The organism is Paenibacillus sp. FSL A5-0031, from assembly GCF_001956295.1.
Taxonomy (GTDB): domain Bacteria; phylum Bacillota; class Bacilli; order Paenibacillales; family Paenibacillaceae; genus Pristimantibacillus.
In genome coordinates this window covers 129,914-148,184 of the sequence record NZ_MRTD01000011.1, presented here as the reverse complement: position 1 = coordinate 148,184, position 18,271 = coordinate 129,914, and the positions used below count along the sequence as shown (strand labels likewise).

Sequence of the window (18,271 nt, the reverse complement as noted above, 5' to 3'; positions counted from 1 at the left end):
AGTTTTGCGCAGTAAAACTTTACTTCGTAAGCATTATTTGCAAAGCAAAACTTTACTTCGTAAGCATCATTTGCGCAGCAAAACCTTACCTACAGCATGATTTGCTTCACAGCTCTCACTTTCGTAACTATAATTTATTTTTCAAGCATTATTTCCGTCTCAAACGAGGACGAAGTCTACGAATGCCGAGCCATAGAGCAAGGATGGAGAGAAGCGTATAGATAATAATGAACTCCTGCCACAATGCAAGCGGCGCATTATACCCTTTCTGTCCAATCGAATTCACAGAAAAGGCTTGATTTGAGACGTGCGGATCTAAAATGCTGTACAAAGCAGCCGCAGGATTCAAGGCAATAATATGACCGATCCAGCTATAAGCATTTGTAGTCGTTTGCGGCATTTGCTCCATCACGCCTACGAGTACAATAAATAATAATGCTGTTCCGCCAAACATAAACAACGTAACGCCATACGTTACAATGACAGAAATCATTGTTCGCTTGAATAATGTCGAGAATAATATGCCGAAGGAACCGAGTACAAACATAATAAATAAATAAAACAAGAAAACGAGAAAGAGCTGTTCTGGCGAGATGCCGCCATACAAAAATATCATGCTGTATACAGGAATCGTACTGATCACAATCAGTACCATAAAGCTTAGTGACGATACAAGCTTGCTAAGCACAATCGTTGCTGAGCTCTGCTGCGTCGTGAGCAGCAAATTGAGGGTCTGCTTCTCGCGTTCGCCGCTAATAACACCAGAAGTGAGGCCCGGTGCCATAAAAGCAATCAAACCAAGCTGTGCCATGCTCATAAAATAAAACAAAATCTTGCTTTGCTCAGGATTATAGGACTGTCCTCGTCCAGAAGTTACTTCAGTTAAATAAATAGCGCTTAAAGCCATTAAGCCGATTGCAAATAAGTAAAAGAACAGCGTCCACATCGCGCGAGGCGTCCTCATTCTAAGCTTAAACTCTTTATTGAGTACGGGATTGATAAGCTGGTGGCGCCAGCTCGTTCGGCCATCTCTTGCCGCGGATTGCTCCTTCATTCGAGTCCGTCTCCCCCTTTCGTAATTTCCAAAAACACATCCTCAAGATTCGTCTGCGCTTCACTGAAGGATATCAGCTGAAAACCTGCTGCAACCAGCTCATGAAGGAGCAGTGATTGCTCGGCATCCTGTCCGCCAAAGTGAATTTGTATTCCACGATCATCTCGGAAAATTCGGTTAACATAAGGGCGATCTCGCAAAAACAGCTCCGCTTCTGACTCCCGATCAACTAATCTCACATGCAGGAAACGTTTGACACGCAATCTATTTTGAATATCTGCGACATTTCCGATCGCAATCATTTCACCATGCTCAATGACGCCGATTTCATCTACCATTTCGGCGAGCTCAGGCAATATATGTGAAGAAATGATGATCGTTTTCCCCATTGATTTCAGCTCTCGCAATATTTCTCTCATCTCAATCCGTGCTCGAGGATCAAGGCCGGAAGCAGGCTCATCCAAAATAAGGAGCTCTGGATCATGAACGAGGCAGCGTGCCAAGCAAAGCCGCTGCTTCATACCCCGAGACAGCGAGTCAACGTAAGCATCTTTTTTATCGCTCAAATTGACCAGCTCCAGCAATTGCGGAATCAGCTGCTCCCGCTCCGCCTTCGGTATACCATAGCTGGCGCCATAGAAATGCAAATATTCTAACGTTTTGAATTGGTCATACACACCAAAAAAATCCGGCATATATCCAATTCGCTTACGCACCTCATGCGGATGTTTGGTCACGTCAAATCCGTCTACTTTTGCAATGCCTGAGGTGGGTATCATTAATGTCGCAAGAATAGACATCGTCGTTGATTTTCCCGCCCCATTGGGCCCAACAAAACCAAATACCGTTCCTTTTGGAATCGTTAGATCAATTGATTTAAGCGCTTGAAACGTTCCGAATGTTTTGGAAAGCTGTTTGATCTCAATCATCGGAACCAGAGGCGCATCATTTGATGGTTGTTCCGCAGGTTCCGTTTTAAACACTTCCACATTAATGATCTCTATTTCGTGATTTTTGTTCATTTTTTCAGTATCTCTCCTTCTAAAGCAATCTGCGGTAAAGTCATGTCCACAGAACCAATGACCGAAAACTTCATACGAACAATTTGATTGTTAATCAAATACTCTTTTGGCGCTGCTGCAGCTTTGCTTGGATCTGTCCAATTTCCTTCTTTCTCGTTCCAGACAGTCAATATGAGATTTGAAGCAGTTGTACTGTTGTTGTATAGGATTTCGAGATGATCATATACAGCATCATGATCATTTGGCAAAATATATTCAAATATAAGCTCGCCATCGCCTACAAAATAAGAACCGTTCCCGTAGTGCTGCAATTGACTCGTGGCATTCTCTGTAATAATGGGATTAATAAGACCTGCTGGCACGATGACACGATTCCCATCGATAAAAGAGGTATCGACCTTTTGAACCCACAGCTTCAAGTTATCAGTCTTTATCGTTTCGCCGTTTACCTTGTAATTCTGCTCATGATCAGTGCTAAAGCCAACCACTATAGGCTCCGGCGGGACAATACCGCCATTGTTTCGATTCCCAAAGCTGTCTATAAGCTGTCGCTCTCGATTATACCCGTCATTGCCTCTGTTAGTTGGATTAGGAAACATCATCTGTCCATAAGGGAAATAACCTGATTGATTAACCGTACTCGTTGTAATCGTCGTTTGCCCGCTCTCGCCGACCTTCAAATCGCCAAAGAGCTGAGCTTGCCCATTAATTAGCATAGAAACATTCGTAAGATTAGTTGTCGTATTGTTAGTAGCAGTTACCTCAATTGCATGTCTAACCTGCTTATAAGCAAGGGTTAGCTGCCCCGTATCACTGCTCATCGTTTGCTTTTCTATCCATAGTTTCCTTGTCGACCAATAGGGAACGGAGCGCCATAATGCTGTAGTCGAATCATTTTCGGAAATCAATTGCGTTTTATCATCCATAGTCTGATTTCCACTTTGATTGTAAATGGTGTAAAAAGATAAATTTACTCTTTTATCAAATTCCGCAGTCACTGTACCCCCAGTTGGAATGAACACCGCAGTTGCGCCCGATCGTACGGCGTCTCCTTGTCCAGTCAACTCTATGATCTCAATCGTATGGGCTGATAAATTCCGCTTATCTTCAGCGCCAAAGAAAAAGATTGCAAAACCGGTCATAACAGAAAAAGCAGGGATAAGCCACCACGACCACTCTCTGCGATCTGCCTTAGCTAAAATTATATACAGTACTGGCGCTGTGATGATCATATAGCCGATAAACATCCACATTAGCAGCATAAAGTTGGGCGGTTTAATCGACGGGAACTCATCTATAATACTTTCAATATTCCATTTCATATTATTGTTGATGTTCACCATACCAGGCTGAAGCGGCGTCAAATTTTTTTTAAGCACCTTCGCCCATAGCGTCGCGCTGCCAGTCCATGTAGACATAGGCTCAAGTGATGGATCAAAAGCGATATAAATAACGCTCCCAAATCCATGTTCACGGGATACGACAAGCGGCAGGCCATTCTCAGCAAGCTCCGTTTTGCCATCTATTATATGACCTGTCGAGACGACCAAAGGTTTTTCAAGTGAAAGTGCGGTACCTCCGAAGCTGGCAAGTGAATCCGCGCTGGATATGGTCGATGTGCCTGACGATTCTAATGGTGCAAACTGTTTAAAGGCATCTGCCGTTTTGCCATAGCCTACTCCTCCAGTTAACACTAGTGTACCGCCTTGCTGTACCCAATCCGTTATGGCTTTAACCTGTGCTTCTTCCCAGCCCGTGGTTGGCATATCATTGATAACGATCGTATTGAATGTTTTGAGTAAAATGGGATCGCTGGGCAGTTCCTTCTGCGCAATCGGAATGACTGTTATTTCGTAGCCTCGTTGATTTAACGATGGCATAAAATTCAAAGTATCCGGGTCACGAGATATGACACCAATGGTGTAGCTGTTGGCTGTTCTTGCGTTTATGTAATCGTTACCGAAAATCGGAATAAGTTTTCCAGATTTATAGGAGTCCTTAAAAAAACGTATTTTACTGTTGCTCCGATTAAGAAGCTCGCCTTGAATAGATGCTGTTAATTGTATGGATGTGCCTAGAGGCAGCTCTGTGGGTATGATCAAGTCATTAGACCCTACTATAGATATAACAACTTCACCTTTCAAATCCTCAGCTGTCTGGTTTGTCAGTGTAAGCCGTACAGGATACCATTCGGATTGTTTCATGTAGCCCTGAAATCCGACACTCGTTTCCAATGAAATTCCCTTCTCCGTTGCTGCTGCCTGTGCGTTGCCAGTTCCCGCTAAGAAAGCTGCTATCAAACTAATCATGACCGCGTATGCGATGGTTCGATATCTTAAATGAATAAAACAGTTCACCATTTGACCCCTCTCTTTACTTGATCTTCCATTTATACACATCCTTATTTTAACGGATTTTACAATTGAATTGTTGCTTCTTTTTCTAAATAATCATAAAATACAAAAAAAAAACGACAAAACTTGATCATATAAGCTGTGCTTAAGATGATCATCGTTTTATCGTCTTCCAATTTTATGGTAAATTATTTTACAGGCGTACTGCTGTTCCGCTGACAGCTACCATTAACATTCCTTCACGCACAACCTCATAATCAATGTCGATCGCAACGATTGCATTTGCTCCAATCTTAGCGGCTTGATTTTTCATCTCATCAATGGCTACGTCACGTGCTTCCTTCAGCTTGCTCTCATACGCACCGGAGCGTCCTCCAACGATGTCTGTAATTGATGCAAAAAAGTCACGAACGACATTTGCACCCATAATCGCCTCTCCTGTTACGATTCCTATATAATCTTGAATTGGACGGCCTTCTATTGTTGGTGTTGTTGAAATTAGCATCATTATGCTCCTCTCGCTTCATAAAGAAGCGTGTATTTAAAACATTTGCTTATATTACGAAGCTGGCAGCTGTTTTGTTTCAATTAAGTTCCATTCATTAGCTCTTTCAATTCCACATCTATGAGTCTGTCCGTAATCGTGTTTATTCTAATCGTAACGCGAATAGCGAATTGCTTGGCATCTTTATTTAACATTAGAACAAAACTTTCCTCTGACTCTCCATTAGTAAGCTTTTTTCTTCCTTCGTATTTGTAATTGACAATCGAAGCATCCTCGTATGCTTTTGACGTTTCTTGCATAGCCAGCTTTCCCCACTTTGCGTAGGACGGCTCCGCATGCAATTGAACCGCTTCTGTCGCAAACACTTCCGTATGCGTAAAGCTAAGCAGTGCGAACACAGCCTTAATTACAATATTAATTATCATTTTGCAACCACCTATTTCATGGATTGAGATGGTACTAGCGTCACCCTCTTTGCTTCGTCCTATTCTTCACTTCTAAAGGCTGCAGCCCAATTTATAGGGATAAGTGCCCTTTTTTCATTCAAAGCATATTGTAGAGTATGATAAAAAGGAGGCACACCATGATACGCAATCAATCTTATATGCCACAATCGGCTGTTATGCCTGAGTACTATCAACAAATGCAAACAAGTCCTGCCCAGGCCAATGTGGGACCGGAAACTGTGAATGCACAGACGGCTCCCGCTCCAGCTCATTGCTGTGTTGATTTGAGTCTAATGCATCATTATCCGTACATGCACGACTTTCATGACTTTCACCACATGCATCACTTCCATCCCATGATGGATGATTTTCATCCGATGATGGAGGATTTCCACCATATGCATCACTTTCATCACATGATGGATGATTATCATCCCATGATGCATGAGATGTGGGATGAGCATATGCACTACGATCACCATCATCCTCATGATGGATGGGAGCTCTCAACTTTAGATTATCATCATGCTTGGTTCCACCCTATGATGCATCACCATCCGCACCATGTTTGCTTCCCAGTTACATGCCAACCAGCCGGGGAGCATCAGAAGAAAGCGGCAGCTGAGCAGCCAAACGGTTAAAAAAGCAAAACATAAAAAGGGCAGATTGAATGATTGCCATCATTCAATCTGCCCTTTTGTCTCCTCATCAACTATTGCGACAAACTGCCTTCGAGTCGTGAACGAGGTCGACATGGGCCAATAGGGATTTGAATAAGACTCGTTAGTCCATTTGGCGTTAATCCATAAAGCTCATTCATGGAGCTAACATCGAAGCCTAGCAACGGTCGACCTTCCATCCTCAATGCGGAAGCAGCAATCAGCAAACGTTGAACGAGCATTCCCGCTTCCATTTGCTGAATACGATAGCCGCGAAAGCCAAGCTCCTTATGAAAATGCTCCAGATTACCTGCCACATGAAAAGTAAGCGGCACCTGGAATAAATTTACGTTATCCAAAGACATGCCATACTGAAGCCATGGCCTTTGGTCACCCACACGGACAAGCTGCAGCGCGTGAGCCGCATCATCATAGTAATACGCTCCATCTTGAATCCCATCAACACCATAAAAACAGCCATATAAATGGACGCGCGACGATGGACTTCGCACTAAACTATCCAAATCATTACGATACCTATAAGAAATCATGATCTCCTGCAATAGTGCTGCCAAATCTGTTAGACTCACGGTTTGCAATACATATTCATTTTCTGGCGAGTAGCGCTGCCTGCATACCGATGCTAAATCATACGTCAATCGATTTACACTCGGTAAAGCAAAAACATCGCTACTGCTGGCTAGTATTTGCTGCGCCTCAAGCAGTTTAAACGCGCGTGCGGATTCCATAATGGAGGCTTCATTTATCTTAATCAACAGCGGATATTCCAATACCTTTTTTGATCGGATGTAGTGCTCATGTCTAATTAACGGAAGCATACTGCATAATTCATCTGAAGAAATATTTTTTTCAGCGCTATCACCATGGTGGAACCATTCCATATTTGCATCAATCGCAAGAGGAATCGCAGCGTAAACACTTTCTTCTGTATCAGGAAGCCCAAGCATATGATTGATGGCACCATCAAGAAACTGAAAGTAAACACCCGCCTCAAAGTCAAAACGTTTCGCTACTTCAAGCAGCTGGCCAACGAGCAAGCCAGCATCTAATCCCTGCAATCGATAAGAGAAGTTATTGTATTTATAAAAGTTTTTCCAAAAAAAAGTAGACACAAATACAGCTCCGAAGCCGTTTGTTATGTCGCACCGATCACCTAACGCATTACTCAAATACCGATCAAATTGGCCTTCACGCAGCAGCACCAAACGATGATGTGCCACATCATAATGATAAATTCCGTTAGGTAATTCATCCAGCTTCAAATAAAGATATACTTCGCTTGGATACAGCCCTCCGCCTGATGGAACAAAACGTCTACAAAGCTGCAAGGAGTCCTCCCATTCCTCCCCTGTATGTTGTTCAAGAACAGATTGGCTAAGCTGTGTCATCCCGAACGTATACCAAAGAAAATGTCCTATATCCCGTAGCGTTGGCATCGTATGCTCCCGTTTGCCCGTTAAAGTAAGCGGAACATCCGAAGCGAGAGGAAATACCGGTACATGACGATATAATTTGTACGGTAGAGGAGCGTTATCCCAATCGATTTCCACATCTTGAGGTTTGGTTTTGTCTGGATCATATTGCAATTGGTGCAAAAAAGCCTTCAGACTCATATCTCCCCTCCTAAGTGCCAACTCGCCGAGATCCACTGCATGACAGCAGATAGTGCTTATGGAAACGGATGCGGATAAGGATTAAGCAGCTCATGCGTGAACCTCTCCTTGACGTAACCCAGCTCAGCTGGAATTCGCAGCACCCTCTCAAGTCCTCTCAAGCGGACAAGATGTTGACCAAACGTCATCGGGAGCATACCTGGAATGATCACCTTTACACAATGGAGCCCATTTCTCAGCGTTTCCTGCGTCGTTTGATCAACAACGATAACTTCTAAATTTAATTCACGGAAAACTTTGAGGAATACGTTTAATTCATCTGTCAAATCCGCATGCTTTGGCCTTGGTTTAAATGCCTCTTCGAATGTACGGAGCGGCCTCTCATTTTGAAGAAGGAAGTTCAACCGTTCCTCAGCTTCCTTCAAGCTGTACAGCATCGAATGATCATCCATTTGCCGTACTAGAAAAGGATCATGAAGCATGCGTTCATACTGCTCACGGTTTTCTTCTAACTTCTCATTAAAAGCGAGCAGCATGCCAGCGATCTCATGGATGGCTCCTTTTGCTGCCCGCACCGGATCGGGATGCGCCCCAGCAGCACAAATCATATTAACGCCATTTTCCGTTCTGTTTTTGGCAAGCACCCATACACTCGGAATGCCATGCTCCATCGTCGAATCGAATAAATGGACATCATATTGGGTGACATCACGTAAACGCTCCACCATTAAGGTTAATTCCAGATCTCCGGAGGAATAAGGATCTATAGGAACAAGCGGAAGCTGTGCATACCAGGTCATGAGAAATGAATCCCGTTCTACTACTTCCAGTATTCCGTAAAAAATAGCTTCCTCCAAGCTGCCTCCTAACGCACAGCCATTTGAGGTTTCGTATACAAATCCATGGCCGCAGCCAGAGCTGTAATAAGCAAGCAGTTCCGGCACGAGAATAGGCTTCTCCTGCAAAAACGAATAACCCCACACCCAATCGATTTTTCTGCTCGGGTCGAATGGTTGAAACGGAAAATCGGGACGCTCATACTGTTCCTTCTCGTGAACGCCTACCCGAACGGGATCAAGAGCAATCTCACTCAAATGCTCATAGCTGTCATGAACCGCCGTCCTCTTTCCTCTAGGCGATATACCGCAATAACGTTCTAAACCCTCTAGTATTGCTGTCATTTCACTGTCTGCAAAAGAATTTGTACGGCCAGCGCAGCCTTCATCTCCCGAAAACATCGGTAAAATAATGCTCGAATCCGCAAATGGCGACATCAGATCAATCATTTTTCCGTTCAAAAACCCTGTGCGATTGTCCAAATAATCATTGGCTAATACAGCTTTCAGCTCACTCATCGAACGAGTTCGATAGCTATTTTCGCTAATTTTCGGGCTTGGATGTAGCTTAATTCGCGAACCTATAGCCGAATCATCAGGTATTTCTCCACAAATCGTACAAAGCGGATCAGGCAAATAAAAATGAACCGAACTGTTGAGCGTTTGCAAATGTACCAGCTTTACACGATTTTCAAGATGAGCCTTGTTTTTAAGGAGGAATTGTTCAGCTTCAACAGCAATATGATGAGCCACATGCAGAAGACCGCTTCGAGAAGACCAAATATCCGGATAAACTTCACCGTGCATAAAAAGATGCTGCAGCTCCCACATTTCTTTCCGATCATTTCCAGCCATCAAACGCCGCAGATCAGCGCACTGCGAGCAGCCTGCTGTCCCGGGAATGACAAGCGGACCAATTACGCCCTCACCAAAGGATACAAAGCCACGCAGCCATGGAGTCCCCGATTGCTTAAACATTTCCTCTGCCATCAGATGAGAAGCTGAATCATAGCCATCACTCAGTACGAGCGCAAGCTCTGCCTTTTCTGGAACACCAAACGACAGATCGCTCACTCGTTCAACCTGACAAAATTCAGATAATAGATCGGTTACGTAATCTGCGAGCAGCCCTTCTCCCACAATTGCCATTTTAGCGCTCACTCTTCTGTCTCCTCTCGGAGCGAGATGCCGAATACTCCCGCTAGCTCCTCATTGAAAAAAGCTTCCGAAGTTAAGTTATACACAAGAAGACGCTTTTGGTTATTTTGTAGATGCATCAATGCATTCTTCAGAACCTCTCGATGTTCAAATGGATCACACTCGGTTATGGAGAGATTCATCACTTCGTCTTCCTTCACATTTACAGAAGCCAATTGATTTATTTTCCCTTTAAAGAGAGATTCTTTGTTCTGAATGTCCAGCAAAGCGCCCAATAAAACTCTGCGAAGTGCTCTCGTTTCATTTAAATCAACTGCGTGATACCAGCAACCGTTTGTTCTCAGCCATACAACTGGAAAACCAATTACAGTTTCACTGATGCCAAATGAAGGTGATCCTTGCATCGTGGTTAGCGCATTTATATAGTAACGACATCGTTCATCCTCAATATGACTAAGCTTAATCGGTGTGATAGAAGGAGGTTCTGCTTCGTATAGCCTTATCCATTCTTCGGATAAAAACTTTTGCAAAGCGCGGCAGACGCCCTCCTCGATCGTTACCCCTGCTCCTACGCTCATAAGCACAGGCTCTAATGCAGAGCCATTTTCAGACGTCTGGCTGATGAAAATGTTGGCCATACGCGACACATAAGATTCAATTCCAGCTAGCCCCGCTTCTCTGCGTGCCTCCTCATGTCTAATACCGTTGCATATAATTTCCGAGAGCAGCAGCGCTGGGCCTTCTGACAGCGGATCAACTGACTGAACCCGGCATTGCGACAACGGCAGTTGACGCAGCTCTCCTTCCTCCCAAATATGAAAGATGCCCGTCTCCATGGATGTTAACTGACTGAAGAAAGGGAGCAAACCGCTTGGATCACGTTTTCCTGTGCTCTCTTCCGACAGAAGCTCATAATCTTCAACCTTCTTCGCCATTTGTTTTTCATTGACTAACGGATGGGGAAGAAACGGATGCCACTTGCCTTCCAGCGTCTCTAGGTTCAGCAGAAACAGTTTATTATTTTCTAATTTCGTTACACCTGCAGCTGTTTTTAGCCATTCAAAAACGATCACGTTAGCGAGCAGCGATTCCGCGACAGATGAACCAGCATAATCACTTGTTTCCTCATAAATAGAAGCATAATGGACTCTGCGCCTTGCTGATTCCCAGTCACCCTCCGGAATTGAATACGTAAGCGGAACAGCTAAACCTGCCTGACCTAGAATTACAGCTGGCAGCAGCACTTTATTATTTTGTCGACATACTTGGTTAAGAGATTGAAGCTCAGCTTCCCCTTCTGTGTCTGACACATAAAATATTGCATCGTATTGCTGTATTACTAACGACCATTCCACTCCGCCATCCTTCGGCAAGCTGATCTCGTCCACCTTGACCTCTGAATCGAATGGTCTGTAATGGTGTACCAGCTCCGTAATTCGACTAGGTCCCTTCGTTTCCGTGTTCATATTGATGAAGTGAAACTGAGGAAGGCCGGATTCAAGTAATGATTTCACTACTGACACCAAAAAATTCCCGTTCCCAACAACAAGTACGCTGGACTTTCGAAACAGCTCAAAACGGTATGCCCCAGACCCATCAAAGCTGTCCAAAAATTCAATCTGAGCCTCATATTGCTTAACAATATGGCTCGGAAGCTGATGTGGTCTATCCTGACTCACATCTTGGACATAACCATTCGCATACAATACTTTTGCAATCTCATAAACATGATCACGGTATTGATCTGTCAATCCATCCGTTATTTCATGCATCGAATGCTCGCCATTAAACACCGGAATTAATTTCTCTATCCATTGATCAATCGTACTGCCTTCCATCCGAAATGAACCGATATTATTGCGGAAATAGACACTTCCGTCCGAGCTCGGGAGAAAAAAAGTATCTCCTCTCACTTTAAGGCGCATAGAAGGATCCAAAATTCATTCCTCCTTATTTTGAAATCTGGCTTTTCGTAACAAGAGTTCCTCTATAAAGATATGTAAGGCTATTTGTCCGTCATACCTGCACTCGCATAGAAAGACACCCCTGCATCCCGAAAAGCGTTTGCAGGGGTGTCTTGAACCTTCTATTTACATCTCAATATTGACTAACGGCAACGGGCACAGCCAGCACAGCGGGCACAGCCGCCTCCGCAGCGAGCACAGCCACCGCATCTTGCACAACCTCCGCAGCCGCCACAGCCGCCGCATGAACAAAAGCCGATACAAAAACCAATACAAAAGCCAATACACAACCGAGCATTATTGGGATCCATTTGGCCTTGACCCGCATTCGGCGTCATTCCACTCGATTTAAATGCATCCGTGTTTAAATTTTGAAGATCATTCTTAAATTCATTCATCTTAGTAGCCTCCGTTATATGTTCATGTGATGATCATCGGCATTCACAAAATAGGAAATGAAAATGAGAACAACCCAAACTGGTCATATGCCGATAATCGTTCATGACATATACGTATGAAAAAAGCTCCGCTAGTGTTACTAATCCATTTACCCAGTCGCCCAATATGTAAACGGAACAACTAAAAAAAGAGGCTGTCACAAGGTCAATGACCTTGTGACAGCCTCTCTGCTATCTCGAATCGTTATGCTTCTTCTGCAGTGCGTGGTTTGCGTTTACGGTTCAAGAACTCATAAACGATAGGTACAATAATGAGCGTGAGCAGTGTTGAGCTCGTCAAGCCGCCAATTACGGTAACCGCCATACCTTTAGAAATCAAACCGCCTGATTCAAATCCAAATGCAAGCGGAAGCAATGCACCAACGGTTGCAATCGCCGTCATTAGAATCGGACGAAGACGTGTACCCGCTGCTTCAATAAGTGATTCGCGGACGGAAAGTCCTTCTCTCTCTTTTTGAATAACACGATCAACAAGGACGATCGCATTTGTAACTACGATACCTATGAGCATCAGGGCACCAATCATTGCGGTAACGCTCAGTGTTTCTCCTGCAATTAACAGTGCTACTAGCGCACCGATAATCGTAAACGGAAGGGAGAACAGAATTGCGAATGGTGTAAGTCCTCCACCAAATGTAATGACAAGCACGAGATAAACGACAGCAATCGCTGCAAGCATTGCTAGGCCTAGCTGCATAAATGACTCATTGATCTGCTCTGTTACTCCGCCCATTTCGATATCGACGCCAGCAGGAAGATCAGTCTCATCAATCATTTTTTGCAATTCTGTCGAAACCTTGCCGACGTCAGATGAAGTTGCATCTGCTGAAACCTCAGCATACATACGACCATCACGTCTTGTTATCGTATTCGGTGATTCACCTTCTTCGATAGTCACGACATCTTTCAAAGCAACTTCAGTACCTAACTGAGTAGTCAACTTCACATTCTCTAGATCTGATTTATTTGTATAGGTTTTAGTATCAACCTTCACATAAACGTTAAATTCCTCGCCATCCACTTCAACTGTCGTCAGAACGGGACGCTCGCGAACCGGACTAAGCGCCATTGCAATCTGGCCTGCTGTTAATCCGTTTTGACTAAGCTTCTCTTGATTAGCTACAAGGCGGTACTGCTCATACGTTTCTGATAAGCTGGAATCAATATTTTTCAAATCCTTATGATCTGCAAGCTTCTTCATAAGGTCATCCACGATCGGTTGAACCGTGTTCATATCCGGACCATACACAAGCATCGATATGCCCGATCCGCCAAGACCTCCGCCTCCGAAGTCCTGCTGTTTCCATTCGCCTTTGCCGCCTAGCTCTTGCAGCATAGGTACAATTTTTTCTTTCTCAGCATTAAAACCAGCATAATCCTCATCATAGCTCAAGTTAAACAACGCTTGTTTTGAAGCTCCAGGACTAAATGGATTTTGGCTGCCAACTGCATATTGCACGACTGAAACACCTTCACGATCGAGCAATTTCTTTTCAGCTTCAAGAGCCATTTTCTCTACCTGTTCACGTGTTTCTCCAGGTGCTGGATTGTAGGAAACAATCATCATTTTCTGTTCGTCGCCTGCGATGAAGCTCGTTCCAATCACTGGGAGCAGGAACAAACTTCCGATCAGTAGAAGTGTTGCTAAACCAAAAGTAACCAATTTATGATCAAGCGACCAGCGAAGTACACCTTTGTACCATTCCGCTAAGCGGCCCGGCTTATCGTGATGCGCCTTGCCAGCTTTCATCCCTTTGCGGAACATCATATGCGCCAGCATTGGAACAACCGTAATGGCAACAAGCAAAGATGCTAGTAGAGCAAATACAATCGTTAATGCAAACGGCAGGAACATCTCACCAATCATGCCCGAAACAAGTCCAAGAGGCAGGAATACGGCAATCGTTACGATTGTGGAAGCCAAAATCGGTACGAACATTTCCTTCGTCGCATCAAGAATTAATTCCTTGCCCTTCATCTTCTCTGTAGGGAGCGCCATTCGTCGATATACATTTTCGATAACGACAATCGAGTCATCGATTACCCGCCCAATTGCAACGGTCATCGCACCAAGTGTCATAATGTTCAGTGTAATATCCATCCGGCTCAAAATCAGGAGAGCGATCAAGATGGAAAGTGGAATCGAAACGACAGCAATAATCGTAGAACGAATATCGCGCAAGAATATCATAATGATAATGACAGCGAACAATGCGCCGATTACCGCCTTGCTTAACATCGTGTGAACGGAATCCTCGATCGGCTTGCCTTGATCAAGTGTCGTTACAATAGACAAACCATCATTATTGCCTTCAAGCTCTTTTATTTCTGCTTTAACATTATTAACAACGTCAACCGTATTGGAATCAGCCGCTTTGACGACGTTAAATCCAATGGAGTCTTTGCCATTCGTACGAGAAATTGACTCTGCTTTGCCTACGATGCTTAAATCAGCAACATCGCTAAGCTTAACACCCGGCACGATGACTAAGTTTTTCAAATCACTCTCTGTCGTTATGTTCCCATCAACGACCAGTGCCTTCTCTGTCTCGCCAAATTCATAAATACCTAGCGGTACAGAAATGGCTGACGCTTGGATGATGCCTTTCACCATCTCTTCGGTTAAGCCGATTTGCTTTAGCTTATCCGTTTTGAAGGATAGTTCACCTTCCTTAACATTTTGTCCAGAAACTTGAATGCTCGCTACACCTTCAATGCCTTGAAAGCGCGGCAATACATTTTCTTCGATTTCCTTCGTAAGCTGCTCCAAATTCATCTTTTCATTGGAGATACTCATCGCTAGGACAGGGAATGCATTCAAGCTGATCCGTGAAACGGATGGGGTTTGCGTTCCTGTTGGAAGCTTAATCTCGGAGAGGATATTTTTAACTTCCGCTTCCGCCTTTTCCATATCTGTCTCATAGGAGTACTCAATAACGACAGATGAAGCATTTTCATAGGATGTTGAGCTAATAACTTTAACACCTTTAAGATTGCGAGTCCGCTGCTCAATCGGCTTCGTAATTTTCTCCATTACCTCTTCAGGTGCAGCACCCGGCAATACCGTTGTGACGCTTACGATTGGAACCGTAATATCGGGCAATGTTTCCATTTTCATATTCATTCCTGAATAAAGACCAGCAAATAACACAAGCAGCGTCAAAATCCACAAAGCAAATTTGTTATTAAGCGAAAATCGGATGATGCTCTTCAATCTCTTCCACTCCTCATCTTCTATCTATACTTTAAAACGGTAGCCCACTCCCCAAATTGTTTCTATATATTGAGGTTTGGACGGGTCATGCTCAATTTTCTCACGCAGCCTTCGAATATGAACCGTAACCGTAGCTGCGTCTCCATTTGAATCAAGCCCCCAAATTCGTTCAAACAACTCTTCTTTCTCAAATACGCGATTAGGGTGTGACGCTAAAAGCAGAAGAAGCTCATATTCCTTTGAAGTAAGCATCGCTTCCTGCTCATGAATCATGACTCTTCGTGAAGGTTTATCGATAAACAATCCGCGTATGCGAATATGCTCGCCTCGCTCCCCTTTGTCAGCTGTCAAACGCTCGTAACGAGCCAAATGAGCTTTCACGCGTGCTACCAGCTCACTTGGACTGAAGGGCTTGGTCATATAATCGTCAGCGCCAAGTCCTAATCCTCGTATTTTATCAATATCCTCTTTTTTCGCGGTTACCATCAGCACTGGAATATTGATCGTTTGTCTAATTTGTCGACAAATTTCAAAGCCGTCGATTTTGGGGAGCATTACATCCAAAATGATAAGATCAAACTTTCCTTCGAGCGCTTTTTCAAGCCCTATATCACCTCTCCCTTCAATTTGAACGTTAAAACCGTAACTTTCCAAGTAATCTCGTTCCAACTCGGCAATGGCTTTCTCATCTTCAATAATTAGTATGCTCTTCATGACCACCCACCGTTTTGACGGATACTGACTTAGGCAATTTCAGACAGAACAACGCACCTCCATGCTCTGCATTTTCCGCCCAGACCGTACCGCCGTGCCCTTCAATAATTTGTTTGACGATTGCAAGACCGAGACCACTTCCACCTGTCTCTAAATTGCGTGATTGCTCCGCGCGATAGAAACGATCGAAGATATAAGGCAAATCATCCTTCTCAATGCCGGGACCTGAATCCTCAATTTCAATCAGAGCGTGCTCCTCCAGTTCTGTTACTCGAACAACGATGTTATGTTTTTCGAGACCAGTAGATTGTCCCATATACTTGACACAATTGTTCAGTATATTAGTTAAAACACGGCTTAGCTTGTCAGGATCGGCTGCGATCATCAGCGGATCAGAACCATGCTCGATATAATGCAATCCTACCCCTGATTTTTCCAGATCAAACCGCTGCTCATCCAAAAAATATTCCAAGTAACGTTTAATGTCCATCACTTTAAAATCAAAGGCAACCGTTTGAAGATCAAGCTTCGAGAATAGGAACAGCTCATCAATTAATTGATCCATATCTGTAGCTTTACGATAAATTGTCTCCATGTAGCGCTTCCGCTTTTCATCCGTGTTCGCAATGCCGTCCATGATCCCTTCAACATACCCTTTAATTGCAGATATTGGCGTTTTCAAATCATGTGAGATGTGCGAGAGCAGCATTTTACGGTTTTCCTCATACTGAAGGCTTTGATCAATCGACTGCTTCAATCTTACCCTCATATCCTCAAACGCGATGCTTAGCTGTCCGATTTCACCCTTCGTCGTGGCCTCAACCTTGTGCGACAAATCGCCATCCTTAATTTGCAGAGCTGCGGCTTCTAGTTTCTTAATGGGACGAATGATGCTTCGTGATACAAAGTAAGTAAGCAGCAAGCTCGTTAATCCAATAAAAGCTAAACTGAAAGCTGTGCCGACCGGTCTCCAATAGATAGGAACCGTATCATTTCGCCGGAACAGAACCGCACGACCTTCTCCTCCATCAGGATAAATAAAATCGACGGTACTCGTTTCGAATCGAAATGAATTAAATGCAACCTTCAAAGGCGGCTCGTCCAATAATTGCTGCCAATCCGCATGAACAGCTGTCTGCTCCAAGAAAGGCGCTACAGAAGTAATCTTCCCATCCCTGGAAATAAGAAGTCCAGCCCATAGCTTGCCTAACCGCTCTTGAATTTCGGCTACGTATTCCTTCTTCTCGAGCTCGCCGGAATCGTTGCGAAGCACATAGGATAATTCGCCATACACCAAGGCTTGAAGATAAGGCTCTCTGTTCTCATTTTCATAATAATGACGAACATCCTCAACACCGCGAGCATAAAAGATAAATATCATAAAAGCACTCATTAATATGATCGGTACAAAAATCATCGCCAAGTATGACATATACAGCTTTACTCGAATGGACAATCCTGTTCACGCCTCGCTGCTGCTTTTTTGTTAAGTGTGTGTCTGTCGTTGTTTCTATGGTTAATCATAACGGCTATTTCTAAACGAATTTGTAACCATTTCTTACAAAAGTATTACGTTTGATGATCTTGTTCATTTAATTAATGACGTTTTTATTTAATGCTATAAAATAATTATTCGCTTAATGTACCGAACTTAGGCAGCGGCCATATCCGGAAAACGGCTTTTCCTTCGATGCTGGATCTAGCAATTGGACCAAGTTCACGGCTATCCATACTATGCTCGCGATTGTCACCCATAACAAACAGCTGTCCTTCTTCAACTGTAAAAGGCACTGAAACACTGCCAGCTACGGTCTGACCCTTAACATACTGCTCTTCGATTTTTTCGCCATTCAAATATACTTCCCCGTTTTGTATATCAACCACGTCGCCAGGCAAGCCTACGACACGTTTAATTAAACGCAAATCGCTCTCTGGCCCGCTAATAATAACGATGTCGCCGTGACGAGGTTCATGAAGCCGGTAAGACCATTTGTCTTCGATTAATCGTTGTCCAGCGACCAGCGTATTTTGCATAGATACATTATGTACTTCCGATTGAGCATAGACATAGTTTTGGAACAGCAGCGCTACAACAACGGCAATACCAAGTGAGACGACCCATTCTCTTACTTCTTTCATCCAGCTTTTTGTTTTGCGTTTTTCTGTTTGCATGAACATTCTCCTCATCAGTTAGTGTTTTTTTCTTGTAATAATAATCATAGTTGTCTGCTTAATACGTTTTTTGCTGTACAA

General features: G+C 43.7%; 14 protein-coding genes. 1 reads left to right on the top strand and 13 read right to left on the bottom strand.

Going from position 1 to position 18,271, the window contains the following annotated elements:
• Nucleotides 1-148: 148 nt before the first annotated feature.
• The 5 genes from BK120_RS19945 to BK120_RS19925 form a co-directional block, all read right to left on the bottom strand.
• On the bottom strand, nt 149-1,054 hold the full coding sequence (locus BK120_RS19945; RefSeq protein WP_076269255.1) for an ABC transporter permease: 906 nt from the start codon (nt 1,052-1,054) through the stop codon (nt 149-151).
• A complete protein-coding gene (locus BK120_RS19940; RefSeq protein WP_076269383.1) occupies nt 1,051-1,983 on the bottom strand; it encodes an ABC transporter ATP-binding protein in 933 nt (310 codons plus the stop codon). The genes BK120_RS19945 and BK120_RS19940 overlap by 4 nt, the downstream gene beginning before the upstream one ends.
• 89 nt (nt 1,984-2,072) lie before the next feature.
• Complete coding sequence (locus BK120_RS19935; RefSeq protein WP_076269254.1) at nt 2,073-4,436, bottom strand: DUF4350 domain-containing protein; 2,364 nt, start codon at nt 4,434-4,436, stop codon at nt 2,073-2,075.
• A gap of 187 nt (nt 4,437-4,623) precedes the next feature.
• Entirely contained in the window at nt 4,624-4,935 is a 312-nt protein-coding gene (locus tag BK120_RS19930) for a YbjQ family protein (protein WP_076269253.1), read from the bottom strand.
• Between the two features lie 83 nt (nt 4,936-5,018).
• Entirely contained in the window at nt 5,019-5,360 is a 342-nt protein-coding gene (locus BK120_RS19925) for a DUF3889 domain-containing protein (RefSeq protein WP_076269252.1), read from the bottom strand.
• Nucleotides 5,361-5,518: 158 nt separating this feature from the next.
• Between BK120_RS19925 and BK120_RS19920 the strand changes: the two genes are divergently transcribed.
• Entirely contained in the window at nt 5,519-6,022 is a 504-nt protein-coding gene (locus BK120_RS19920) for a hypothetical protein (RefSeq protein ID WP_076269251.1), read from the top strand.
• 71 nt (nt 6,023-6,093) lie between these two features.
• Here BK120_RS19920 and BK120_RS19915 read toward each other — a convergent pair whose 3' ends face one another.
• From BK120_RS19915 to lepB, 8 genes are all read right to left on the bottom strand, one after another.
• On the bottom strand, nt 6,094-7,674 hold the full coding sequence (locus BK120_RS19915; RefSeq protein ID WP_076269250.1) for a SagB family peptide dehydrogenase: 1,581 nt from the start codon (nt 7,672-7,674) through the stop codon (nt 6,094-6,096).
• Nucleotides 7,675-7,730: 56 nt separating this feature from the next.
• Nucleotides 7,731-9,671, bottom strand: a complete 1,941-nt coding sequence (locus BK120_RS19910) for a TOMM precursor leader peptide-binding protein (protein ID WP_076269249.1) — start codon at nt 9,669-9,671, stop codon at nt 7,731-7,733.
• Nucleotides 9,668-11,605, bottom strand: coding sequence for a putative thiazole-containing bacteriocin maturation protein (locus tag BK120_RS19905; RefSeq protein WP_305953894.1), 1,938 nt, complete (start codon nt 11,603-11,605; stop codon nt 9,668-9,670). Before BK120_RS19905 ends, BK120_RS19910 begins: the two co-directional genes overlap by 4 nt.
• A gap of 160 nt (nt 11,606-11,765) precedes the next feature.
• Nucleotides 11,766-11,930, bottom strand: coding sequence for a hypothetical protein (locus BK120_RS35350; protein WP_179089834.1), 165 nt, complete (start codon nt 11,928-11,930; stop codon nt 11,766-11,768).
• Nucleotides 11,931-12,274: 344 nt separating this feature from the next.
• The gene (locus tag BK120_RS19895) at nt 12,275-15,304 is read right to left on the bottom strand and encodes an efflux RND transporter permease subunit (protein ID WP_076269247.1); all 3,030 of its coding nucleotides are present in this window, start codon (nt 15,302-15,304) and stop codon (nt 12,275-12,277) included.
• A 24-nt stretch (nt 15,305-15,328) separates the two neighbouring features.
• Entirely contained in the window at nt 15,329-16,018 is a 690-nt protein-coding gene (locus BK120_RS19890; RefSeq protein WP_076269246.1) for a response regulator transcription factor, read from the bottom strand.
• On the bottom strand, nt 15,996-17,474 hold the full coding sequence (locus tag BK120_RS19885; protein WP_076269245.1) for a sensor histidine kinase: 1,479 nt from the start codon (nt 17,472-17,474) through the stop codon (nt 15,996-15,998). The genes BK120_RS19890 and BK120_RS19885 overlap by 23 nt, the downstream gene beginning before the upstream one ends.
• 173 nt (nt 17,475-17,647) lie before the next feature.
• Nucleotides 17,648-18,190, bottom strand: coding sequence for a signal peptidase I (gene lepB / locus BK120_RS19880; protein ID WP_076269244.1), 543 nt, complete (start codon nt 18,188-18,190; stop codon nt 17,648-17,650).
• Nucleotides 18,191-18,271 lie beyond the last annotated feature (81 nt).

Coding starts and splice junctions, on each gene's coding strand:
- BK120_RS19945 (WP_076269255.1), bottom strand. CDS start 1,054: ATGAAGGAGCAATCCGCGGCAAGAGATGGCCGAACGAGCTGGCGCCAC.
- BK120_RS19940 (WP_076269383.1), bottom strand. CDS start 1,983: ATGATTGAGATCAAACAGCTTTCCAAAACATTCGGAACGTTTCAAGCG.
- BK120_RS19935 (WP_076269254.1), bottom strand. CDS start 4,436: ATGGTGAACTGTTTTATTCATTTAAGATATCGAACCATCGCATACGCG.
- BK120_RS19930 (WP_076269253.1), bottom strand. CDS start 4,935: ATGCTAATTTCAACAACACCAACAATAGAAGGCCGTCCAATTCAAGAT.
- BK120_RS19925 (WP_076269252.1), bottom strand. CDS start 5,360: ATGATAATTAATATTGTAATTAAGGCTGTGTTCGCACTGCTTAGCTTT.
- BK120_RS19920 (WP_076269251.1), top strand. CDS start 5,519: ATGATACGCAATCAATCTTATATGCCACAATCGGCTGTTATGCCTGAG.
- BK120_RS19915 (WP_076269250.1), bottom strand. CDS start 7,674: ATGAGTCTGAAGGCTTTTTTGCACCAATTGCAATATGATCCAGACAAA.
- BK120_RS35350 (WP_179089834.1), bottom strand. CDS start 11,930: ATGCTCGGTTGTGTATTGGCTTTTGTATTGGTTTTTGTATCGGCTTTT.
- BK120_RS19890 (WP_076269246.1), bottom strand. CDS start 16,018: ATGAAGAGCATACTAATTATTGAAGATGAGAAAGCCATTGCCGAGTTG.
- lepB (WP_076269244.1), bottom strand. CDS start 18,190: ATGCAAACAGAAAAACGCAAAACAAAAAGCTGGATGAAAGAAGTAAGA.